1 protein-coding gene is annotated in these 3,837 nt (G+C 74.3%); it reads right to left on the reverse strand.

What is annotated here, in order from left to right; all coding sequences use genetic code 11:
• Positions 1-109: 109 nt before the first annotated feature.
• A complete protein-coding gene (locus L1785_RS17635; RefSeq protein ID WP_236090596.1) occupies positions 110-3,634 on the reverse strand; it encodes a CARDB domain-containing protein in 3,525 nt (1,174 codons plus the stop codon).
• Positions 3,635-3,837 lie beyond the last annotated feature (203 nt).

Below are 3,837 nucleotides of genomic sequence, written 5' to 3' on the forward strand. Positions count from 1 at the left end.
CCGGCCTCCGGCCCGCGTGCCAAATCGGTTGGGGGGGTGAGCCGCCCCCGTACGGAGCGGGGTGGTGCACCGGCGCCCGGCCCGGTGCACCACCCCGTCACGGCGTCCGTCAGAAGGTCGCCCAGACCGGCGCACTGCGGCTGTCAGCCAGGCTGAAGGCCCCCAGGTACTCCGCCGTGAGCTGCCACGACGTCGCCGCCTGCTGAACCGCCACGGCCCGCTCGCGCAGGATGCGCAGCTGCTCGGGCAGGCGCGAGAACACCTTCTCCGACGTCGGCAAGGCCGGCCGCGCGGGCACCTTCTGCTCCGCCTCCGCCAGCCGCTCCGGGTTGACCCGGACCGTGAACCACCCCTTCTCGTCGAGCTCTGCGGGGATCGTGACCTCGCCCTTCGCCGAGCCCTTCGGCCGCAGGACCACGAGCACCGCGCCGGACGTCACCGGTGACCCGTCGTCGGCGGTGGTGACCCGCCCGCGCACGGTCCGCTCGGCCACGCCGAACGGCTCGATCCGGGTCTTGCGACCCGACGCGAGCTCCACGGTCGCACCGCCGGTCGGCTCGGCCGCGTGCAGCCGGTCGTCGAGGGGGTTCTCGAGCAGCCCGACCACGCCGAGCCGGCTCGGCCGCTTCCACACCTCGCGCCGGCGTTCGCCCACGGTGGCGGCGAAGGCCGGGTCGCCGAGCAGCGACTCGTACATCACGCCGACGCGGCGCGTCTCCCCCGGGTCGAGCCACACCCACTGGTGCTCGAGGTACGTCCGGTACCAGTCGGTGTCCTGCTGCGCCACGACCCACGCCCGGGTCCGCTCCGGGTGCGGGTTGTGCACCGCCACGTGCGTCATGCCGCGCGACGACGGCGAGGCCGAGGCCGAGATGAACCGCGTGTAGTTCGACTGGGCGATGTTGTTGAGCTCCGTGAGCTCCACCACCGCCGGGTTCCCCGGGTCCTGGTACAGCGGGATCCGCACGACGACGCAGTAGTGGGCGTCGTCGGTGGGCGTGTTCGCGGGCGGCGTCCACGTGGTCTCGAACTCGACGGTCGCGCCGGGCGCGATGTCGTGCGTGGCCGAGCCGATCGGCGTCTCGGGCGCACCGCCGACGGTGAAGTCCTTCACGAAGAAGTTCACGCGCACAGCCGTCGCCACGAAGTCGCCGCCGTTGGCCACCTTGGCGACCACCCGGTTCGTGTGCCCCGCCCACGGGACGTTGCGCCACGCGGCGTCGGCGGCGTTCCGGTCGTTGTGCACCTCGATGTCCGGGCTCTGCCACACGTCGCCGCCCGGCCAGGGCCGGATCGACGGGTCCGGACGCCCGCCGGCGCCGTAGCGGACGCGGACCTGCGCACTGTCGCCCCCCGTCGACAGGACGTCGAAGCTGAAGCTCGCCGGCCCCGACGGGTCCAGCTCCTCGTAGTCCATGCTGGTCGTCAGCACCGAGCCGTCGCCGTCGACGTCGTCGAGCAGGCGCACGGTGGACCGGCGCGACTGCGGCGCCACGAACGCGCCCGAGACGACGTCGGTGCCGAAGACGGCTCCGTCCGTCGGCAGCTGCCGGTCGCCGACGTCGGTCCCCTGCCCGCGCCGGTACTCGAAGTAGTAGTTCCAGCCGTCGGCCCGGCGCACCTCGACCGCCGCCGAGCGGCCCGCGGGCACCGGGGCCTGCAGGGCGCCCGTCGCCTGCAGGTCGAACGTGTCGTCGACGCCGCCCCCGCCGGTCGCGAAGTTGTACGTGCGCACGAGTGCGGGGTCGACCCAGCCGAGCATCATCTTGGACGCCACCGACAGGTGCGGCAGCGGGTCGTCCCACGACATGAGGTCCCACGAGGTGACGTCCCGCGCCTGCATCCCCGGGTCGAAGCCGTCGACGTTCATGTAGAGGTCCGGCAGGCCCAGGTTGTGGCCGATCTCGTGGCTGAGCGTCTCGTGGATCCGACGCCCGTCGACCACGTCCCAGTCGACCGGCATGTTCAGCGCGGCGATCGAGCGCTGCACCGTCGCCGTCTGGCCCGGGCGGTGGTAGGTGACGTTGCCGCCGGACGCCACCGGCCAGGCGAAGAGGGTCGTGCCTGCCTGGACCGGTGCCGTCAGGGAGCCCATCACCGCCACGAGCGTGTCCACCTGGTCGAAGTCCACGACGTCCTGGGCGGCGGTCACCACTGCCTGGATGTAGTCGCCGTTGAACCACCACGAGCCGCGGTCGGCGTTCCACGTGAAGTAGCTCGTCCACCCGCCTGGGAGCTGGACCGGGCCTGCCGCGGCGCCGCCCACGAGGCTCACGTCGAACCGCCCGTCCGACACCTCCTGGAAGTAGCGGCGCACGCTCCGCACGACCCCGTCGGGGTCGGCAGCGGTCCCCAGCAGCTCGTTCGCCCAGCGCGCCCGGTGGTCCGCCGTCGTCGTGCCGGTGGTCGGGAACCGGCTGTCCGAGGTGTCCACGAGGACGATCGCGATACGCCGCGTGCCCGACGCCGGGATGACGTTCACGTTCTGCGGACCGACCGGCCCGCCGCCCCAGGCGCCGCCCGTGACCCACGGCTGCGACGCGCCGACGAACGCCACCGGCGGCCCCGCCTGCTGGTCCGGCCACTGCGCCACCAGGTCGAGCTCCGCGGTGGCGAGGTCCTCGCCCGTCGCGGTACGGGTCGCCACCAGCTTGTACCGGCCGGGGGTGTGGCCGCCCAGGAGCATCACGTGCGGGGCCGAAGGGTCCCACGTGGCGTCCCGGGACGGGGAGACCGCACCGGCGGGCTCGCCGTCGGGCAGCCAGAAGGTGATGTCGTCGGGCGTGAGGCCGCCCGTCAGCCGGTAACCGACGCGCTGGTAGCCGCCCACGAACAGCGGGCCGGCCAGCGGGTCGAAGACCAGGCCGGGCGCCTCGGTCGAAACCAGGGCCACCTCCGTGTCGCACAGCACGAGGGCCTCGTGGACGGTGGGGTCGGGCACGACGACGCACGACGGCCGGAACGGCGTCGCCGCCACCGGCACCACGACGGGAACCGCCGCCGACACGTCGACGAGGCTGACCCGGTCCGCCGGGTCGCGCTCCGCGACGAGCAGCGTCGACGGACCCGCGAGCGTCAGGTAGAACGGCGCCGTCAGGCCTGTGAGCAGCACGGACACCGCGCCCGAGGCGACGTCGACGGCGAGCAGGCGCCCGCCCGAACCCTGCTCCGTGACGTAGGCGACCGTCGCCGTGTCGTCGAGCGCGAGGCCGACGGCGTGGTCCAGCCCCGACGCGACGACGCCGACCGCGCCCGACCCGAGGTCGATGCGCAGCAGTCGCCCGCCCGGGCCGTGCTCGACCGTCAGGACGGCCGACTCGTCCGGCACGAGGGCGAGCTGGTGAAGCGCGCCCAGGCCGTCCACGACGACGCTCGCGTTCGCACGGTCCGCCGCGGACGGGTCGGCCTTGAGCAGGGCGCCGCCCCGCTCGCTCACGTACAGAGTGCTCCCGTCGCCGGTGGCGACGACGTCCTCGGGCTGCAGGTAGCCCGAGCCGAGCACGGACAGCACACCGGTGGCGGGGTCGACGGCGGACACCCTCCCGGCGAACTCGACAAGCACGACCTCACCGCGGGACGGTACGAACCGCCCGCCGATCGCCCCGCCGAGCGATCCAACGACTGTGGTGGACATCGAAGTTGTTCCTCCCCCTGAGGGGCGCCCGTGGACGGGCAGCCCATGCTCAGACGGAGGGCGGCGAGCACTGCGCTGATACCCCGGGGACCGCGACGGGGCGTCGTGGCCCCCGCCGGCCCGGGCCGGGGGGGGGGGGGGGGGGGGGGGGGGGGCGCGGCCCGGCCGGCAGCGCCGGGGGGGGCGGGGGCGGGGGCGGCGCC

The sequence above is a fragment of the Antribacter soli genome (assembly GCF_021568775.1).
Taxonomy (GTDB): Bacteria; Actinomycetota; Actinomycetes; order Actinomycetales; family Cellulomonadaceae; genus Antribacter; species Antribacter soli.